Consider the following 6,552-nt stretch of genomic DNA (forward strand, 5'->3'; position numbering starts at 1 on the left):
TTTACCTGACATTGTTTCGATTACAACAGTAGTTTCAGCAAGTTCAGCAATTTTTCCATGAAGACCACTTTTGGTAACGATTCTGTCTCCTACTTTCAAAGCTCCTTCGAATGCTTTTTCTTGTTTCATTTTTTTACGCTGTGGCGCAATCATAAAGAAATAGATAACAACAAACATTAGTAAAAGAAAAGGTAATTGACCACTCATAAATTGTTCCATAATTTTTAATTTATTTTATTAATTGATATTACATTAAACCACGACCAGTTTTAACTAGTGTTTTATTTGACTCTAACTCTTTTACTAAATTATCTAGAATACCGTTGATAAATATACTACTCTTAGGAGTAGAATATTCTTTGGCTAATTCCAAATACTCATTCAAAGTTACTTTCACAGGAATCGATGGAAATTTTATGAACTCACAAATGGCCATTTTCAAGATAATGGTATCAATCTCAGCAATACGCTCACTATCCCAGTTAGGTGTTTTATCCACAAATTGTTTTGCTAGTTCTTTTTCGTTCAAAAGAGTTTTTCTAAACAAATCTTTAGCAAAATCCTTATCTTCAGCATCTTTGTAAACCTTAGGTACCCTAAAATTATCTTCTTCTAATGGCTTCAATCCTTTCAATTGCTTAATGATTAAAGTATTCACTAAAGGAATATCATCAATCCAAGTCATTTGGTCATCCTCCAAATGTTCGTATAATTTTTCATTTGGAACAATCACCTCTGTAAACAAATCAACAATTAACTGTTTATCCTCTTCAAATGATTGTACTGGATTTTGCATGTAATCCACGTAGAATTTACTTTCTTTTATAGCATTTAGCAACAACGCAATGTAATCTTGATTCAAATACCATGAATCAATTTTACGTGTTTCTATAGCAATACTTAACGAATTATTTTCAGCCAAGATTTCAAAAACAGCATTCTTAATAAATTTATTGTTGGGATTACGTTCTGCAGGAGTAGCCAAATGTTTTAAACTCGATTTGTGCAAAAACTCCGTTTCTTTTTTGCAAATCTCCATCAATGAGGAAACCATGGTAAGATATAAATCCTGAATGCTATCAATACTAAAAAAAAGGAACTTTTCCTGTTTCTCTAAGTTGTCAGAACCGTTTTGATGCATCGCATAAATCGATTGCATAACTTTAACGCGAATGTGCCTTCTATTTACCACCGTGTAAGAACTTTTATGAATTAGTCCGCAAAAGTAGTTATTCCTTTTCTAAAATAAAATATAAATCTCAAAAAAGAAGCAAATACAACAATCCAAAATTTCTTTTTAGGAGCACAACCACTCTTCTTACCATTACGATCCCTCCCGCTCTCCGCAGTATCTTTTTTCTTGCGACTCGTTCCTCCCCACAACTAAAAAGGATACTTTGCTTCGATCGGGGCTAGACTGGAACGTTTTGTATTCCATAACACATTTTTTTAAAACATATAAGTCATATCAATTTTCCTCAACACATCCTTTTTTTTAAACCATTTAAGAAATGTAAGAGCATGTAAGATGAATAACAATAGACTTCAAACTCTATTCTTCCTTTTCAAACCATAACAAGTCATCTAAGTCTAAGCAGCTAATAAAAACATAATCAGCCATAATTTCATTTATCTTACATGCTCTTACATTTCTTACATGTTTCAATTTCGTCTCTACCATACAAAACTTAGCATCCTTTACGATTAACACACTCCAAGAATACAACTTTACTTTAACAATTAATTACCTTGAAACCTGTATCTTTGTTGATTGCAATACTTATTTTTACAACTAAAATTCTACTGCAAACTCCAAACAATATTACATATAAGCGCTTACATATGAAAGAATTAGGTTATTTAAACAAATACTTCACCAAATACAAATACCGTTTTTTACTCGGTATTCTCTTTACCATAATTGCACAAATATTTTCGCTATTTACACCCAAATTAATTAGCAAATCCTTTGCAGCTATTGAAAATATTTCCAAAGACAATTCTATCTCTAAGTTGGGTATTCAAAATGAATTAATCAACAACATTCTTTTAATTATTGCTACCACCATCATTGCAGGAATACTAACCTTTTTGATGCGTCAAACCTTGATTGTAATGTCCCGCCATATCGAATTTGACTTAAAAAACGAAGTTTTCAAACAATACGAAAACCTCAGTCAAAACTTTTACAAAAAAAACCGTACTGGCGATTTAATGAACCGTATCAGTGAAGACGTTTCTAAAGTGCGCATGTATGTTGGTCCAGCGGTGATGTATACGATTAATACTTTCATCAGATTTACCATTGTAATTTTATACATGTATAATGTTTCACCTAGATTAACATTATACACACTTTTACCGCTACCCATATTATCATATGCCATTTTCAAATTAAGTACTGAAATCAACAAACGAAGCACTACATTCCAACAATATTTATCTAAAGTTTCTAGCTTCACCCAAGAAATATTCTCAGGAGTACGTGTTATCAAAGCATACTCTCTCGAAAACCAACACCAAAATAATATGGTAGAATTGGCCGACGAAAGTAAAAGTAAAAGTTTGGATTTAGCCAAAGTACAGTCACTTTTTGGTCCTTTAATGCTGGCTCTAATCGGAATTAGCAACTTGGTCGTAATCTATTTTGGAGGATTAATGTACATTGAAGGAAGCATTAAAAGTATTGGAACCATTGCCGAGTTTATTCTATATGTCAATATGTTGACATGGCCCGTAGCCTCTTTAGGATGGGTTTCCTCTATGGTTCAAGAAGCAGAAGCATCTCAAAAACGCCTTAACGAATTTCTAAAAATACAACCTGAAATACAAAACAATAACCCTAACCATTCTGTAATCGAAGGTTCAATTAGTTTTCATAATGTGAGTTATGTTTATGAAGATACCAATATACAAGCGCTTAACGATATTTCATTTACAGTCAAAAAAGGAGAAACTCTCGCTATATTAGGAAAAACTGGTTCTGGAAAATCAACTATTTTGTCCCTAATTTCCCGAATTTATGATGTAACTACTGGCGAAATCAAAATTGATGGCACCGAAATCAGCCAACTCAATTTGTATGATCTCCGAAACAGTATTGGAATCGTACCTCAAGATGCTTTCTTATTTTCAGATTCTATAAAAAATAACATTAAATTTGGTAAAGAAAACGCCACAGATCAGGAAGTGATTGAAGCTGCTAAAAATGCAGTCGTTCATAAAAACATTTTGGGATTCAAAAAACAATATGACACAATACTGGGAGAACGAGGCATTACCCTTTCAGGCGGACAAAAACAACGGGTTTCCATTGCCAGAGCCATCATCAAAAATCCACCCATTTTATTATTTGACGACTGCCTTTCTGCTGTTGATACAGAGACCGAAGAAGCTATTTTAAACAATCTTTTTAAAATTTGTAAAGACAAAACAACCATCATAGTAAGCCATAGAGTATCATCAGCTAAAAATGCTGATAAAATAATTATTTTAGACCAAGGCAAAATTATTCAACAAGGTTCTCATAACCAGTTGATAAATGAAAAAGGCTATTATGCTTCTTTGTATTTAAAGCAACTTTCAGAAAAAGAATTGCTATAATTGTTGTATAATAACTATTTTTTCATCATTTTTGGTTACGATTTAATAACCAAAAATTGCCAGAAAGGATTATGAGAGAAAATGATATGTTAGAAAAAGAAGAAATTTTTTCTAAAGTTTTACGTGCCGGTAGAAGAACTTATTTCTTTGATGTAAGAGCTACTAAAGCAGATGATTACTATATTACCATTACTGAAAGTAAAAAATTCACTGAAGAGGATGGTTCTTTCCATTTCAAAAAACATAAAATATATTTATATAAAGAAGATTTTACTGCCTTTTCTGAAATCCTTGAAGAAATGACATCTTATGTCTTAAACCATAAAGGAGAAGAAGTGATTTCTGAAAGACACCAAAAAGATTTCAAAAAAGAATACGTTACTGATAAAACGATTTCTGACGAAGAAACAATTCCTCAAATATCAAGTTTTACTGATATTGATTTTGATGATATTTAATTAGCAAATTAGATTTTTATAATAAATTTTAAAGTCCAAAAATCATTCGGTTTTTGGACTTTTTATTTATCTTATAATTATAAAGCCTCAAGGAAAATAATTTTTTGTATAAAACTTAACACCTCTTTTCCTTTACCCAAGATCACATTATTTAAATTTGCAAAAAACAAAACAACGTTATGAATACTGATTTATTATTACAAAAAGTTGAACAATATGCCGAAAAGTATGCCGATAAAATAATCCCTTGGTTAATGACAAATGGACTCAAAGTTCTCTTTATTGCCATAGGCGCATTTTTTATTCATAAGATTCTTATAAGATTTATTGCCAAAGCTGTACGCATTGCCGTAAGACCTGAGAAACATCAAAGTAAAGAATCCGAAGAAAAAAGAGAAAACACCCTTATCCAAATCTTTTCTACGACATCTAAAATCGTTATTATCCTAGTAAGTTCCTTGATGATATTAAGTGAATTTGGAATCGAAATCGCCCCAATTATTGCTGCAGCAGGAATTGTAGGTTTAGCCTTTGGTTTTGGTGGTCAATACCTTATTAGAGATATTATCTCAGGCCTTTTTATCATTCTTGAAAATCAATACCGAATTGGTGATCTTGTTAAATTTGACACCTTAGGAGGGGAAGTAGAACTCATCACCTTGCGTAAAACAACCCTAAGAGATATTGACGGAACCGTACACCACATTCCACATGGGGAAATAAAAACAGTATCAAATTTATCCAAAGATTACGCTCGTATCAACCTGAATGTTGGCGTAGGATACAGTACAGATTTAGAACACCTTATAGAAGTCATTAACCGAACAGGAAACGAACTAGCCAATGATCCTACTTGGAAACACTTAATCCTTAAAACCCCGCAGTTTTTACGTGTCAATGATTTTGCTGATTCAGCTATAATGGTTAAAATATTAGGAGAAACCGTACCCTCACGACAATTTGAAATTACAGGCGAACTTAGAAAAAGACTCAAAATCGCTTTCGACAAAGAAGGAATAGAAATCCCTTTCCCGCAAATTGTCATGCATCAAGCACCTACAAATTCACCTCCTAAATCAATACAAGAACCTGAAAATAATTAATTTTCAGGTGTTTTCCCCTATCCAATAAAGCAATCAAAACCTTAAAATTATATTTTTACGAACCACTCTGGGATAAAAGCCTATAAGCTTGGTTATAAGACTAAAAGTCTATAAGTGAAAAACTGTACAATTTGTCACAGATTAAAACGATTAATAAGAATTAATTCTTTGAAGCTTCTTAATCAGTTGCTAAAATTTTAGAAGCTAAAGCGAAGTGCATTAAAGTGCATAATTTTAACTATTTCTGGGACTAATAAATACTTTTGTTCTCAGGGACTTTTGTATAGTCATTCAAAAAGCACCAAATCTATCTCAAGAGCCATTACCCAAAAAAATATTACGCATTCAAAAACAGATATATAAAGCATAAAAAAATAGGCTGTCTTTATGGGACAGCCTATTAGTATTATAGTTTGAGTAAATTATTTACTTAAGTACATTTTTCTTCTAGAGTACAATTCGTAGAATTGGTCGTCTTTTAAGTCATCAATAAACAAGATGCTTTCTCCTGTTGATTTCATCTCTGGCCCTAGTGCTTTATTTACATTCGGAAATTTGCTGAAAGAGAAAACTGGTTGTTTGATTGCATATCCTTTTAACTGTGGGTTAAAGTCAAAGTCGGTTACTTTATTATGACCTAACATAACTTTAGTCGCATAGTTTACATAAGGCTCTCCATATGCTTTTGCAATAAATGGAACCGTACGAGACGCTCTTGGATTCGCTTCAATGATGTATACTGTATCATCTTTGACAGCAAACTGAATGTTGATTAAACCAACTGTTTTCAATCCTAAAGCAATTTTCTTAGTATGATCTTTGATTTGTTGCATTACAAACTCTCCTAAGTTAAAAGGAGGTAAAGTAGCGTTACTGTCTCCAGAGTGCACTCCACAAGGTTCGATATGCTCCATAATTCCGATGATGTATACGTTTTCACCATCGCAAATTGCATCTGCTTCTGCTTCAATCGCACCATCAAGGTAATGGTCTAATAGCAATTTGTTTCCTGGAATTGTTTTTAGCAAGTTGACTACGTGCTCTACTAATTCTTGTTTGTTGATTACAATTTTCATTCCTTGACCGCCTAATACGTAAGAAGGACGAATCAATAATGGAAAGTCTAAAGTATCAGCAAGAGCTGAAGCTTCGTCAGCTGTTTCAGCAATTCCAAATCTTGGGAAAGGAATTTCTAACTCAGTTAATAAATCAGAGAAACGTCCTCTATCTTCAGCTAAATCCAAAGCGTCAAAGCTAGTTCCTATGATTTTTACTCCGTATTTAGATAGTTTCTCAGCTAATTTAAGCGCCGTTTGACCACCTAATTGTACAATTACACCTTCTGGTTTTTCGTGTTGGATGATATCGTAGATATGCTCCCAGAAAAC

Annotated in this window: 6 protein-coding genes; 3 read left to right on the top strand and 3 right to left on the bottom strand. The window is 32.5% G+C overall.

Annotated elements, in window-relative coordinates; genetic code table 11:
- Both yajC and nusB read right to left on the bottom strand, forming a co-directional pair.
- Nucleotides 1–219, bottom strand: a 219-nt coding sequence (gene yajC / locus WBQ70_RS14580; RefSeq protein WP_423915462.1) for a preprotein translocase subunit YajC, incomplete at its 3' end; no start/stop codon positions are given.
- 28 nt (nt 220–247) lie between these two features.
- The gene (nusB, locus tag WBQ70_RS14585; RefSeq protein ID WP_423915463.1) at nt 248–1,159 is read right to left on the bottom strand and encodes a transcription antitermination factor NusB; all 912 of its coding nucleotides are present in this window, start codon (nt 1,157–1,159) and stop codon (nt 248–250) included.
- A gap of 683 nt (nt 1,160–1,842) precedes the next feature.
- Here nusB and WBQ70_RS14590 point away from each other — a divergent pair.
- The 3 genes from WBQ70_RS14590 to WBQ70_RS14600 all read left to right on the top strand — a co-directional run bounded on the left by WBQ70_RS14590 (nt 1,843) and on the right by WBQ70_RS14600 (nt 5,164).
- The gene (locus WBQ70_RS14590; protein ID WP_423915465.1) at nt 1,843–3,603 is read left to right on the top strand and encodes an ABC transporter ATP-binding protein; all 1,761 of its coding nucleotides are present in this window, start codon (nt 1,843–1,845) and stop codon (nt 3,601–3,603) included.
- A 71-nt stretch (nt 3,604–3,674) separates the two neighbouring features.
- Entirely contained in the window at nt 3,675–4,061 is a 387-nt protein-coding gene (locus WBQ70_RS14595) for a PUR family DNA/RNA-binding protein (protein WP_423915467.1), read from the top strand.
- Nucleotides 4,062–4,240: 179 nt separating this feature from the next.
- Complete coding sequence (locus WBQ70_RS14600; RefSeq protein WP_423915469.1) at nt 4,241–5,164, top strand: mechanosensitive ion channel family protein; 924 nt, start codon at nt 4,241–4,243, stop codon at nt 5,162–5,164.
- Nucleotides 5,165–5,586: 422 nt separating this feature from the next.
- On the opposite strand, the gene WBQ70_RS14605 is transcribed toward WBQ70_RS14600, so the two are convergent.
- Nucleotides 5,587–6,552 (bottom strand): ATP-grasp domain-containing protein (locus tag WBQ70_RS14605; RefSeq protein ID WP_423915471.1); only part of this gene is annotated, 966 nt, incomplete at its 5' end.

It is taken from the genome of Flavobacterium sp. (genome assembly GCF_049590715.1).
GTDB lineage: Bacteria > Bacteroidota > Bacteroidia > Flavobacteriales > Flavobacteriaceae > Flavobacterium.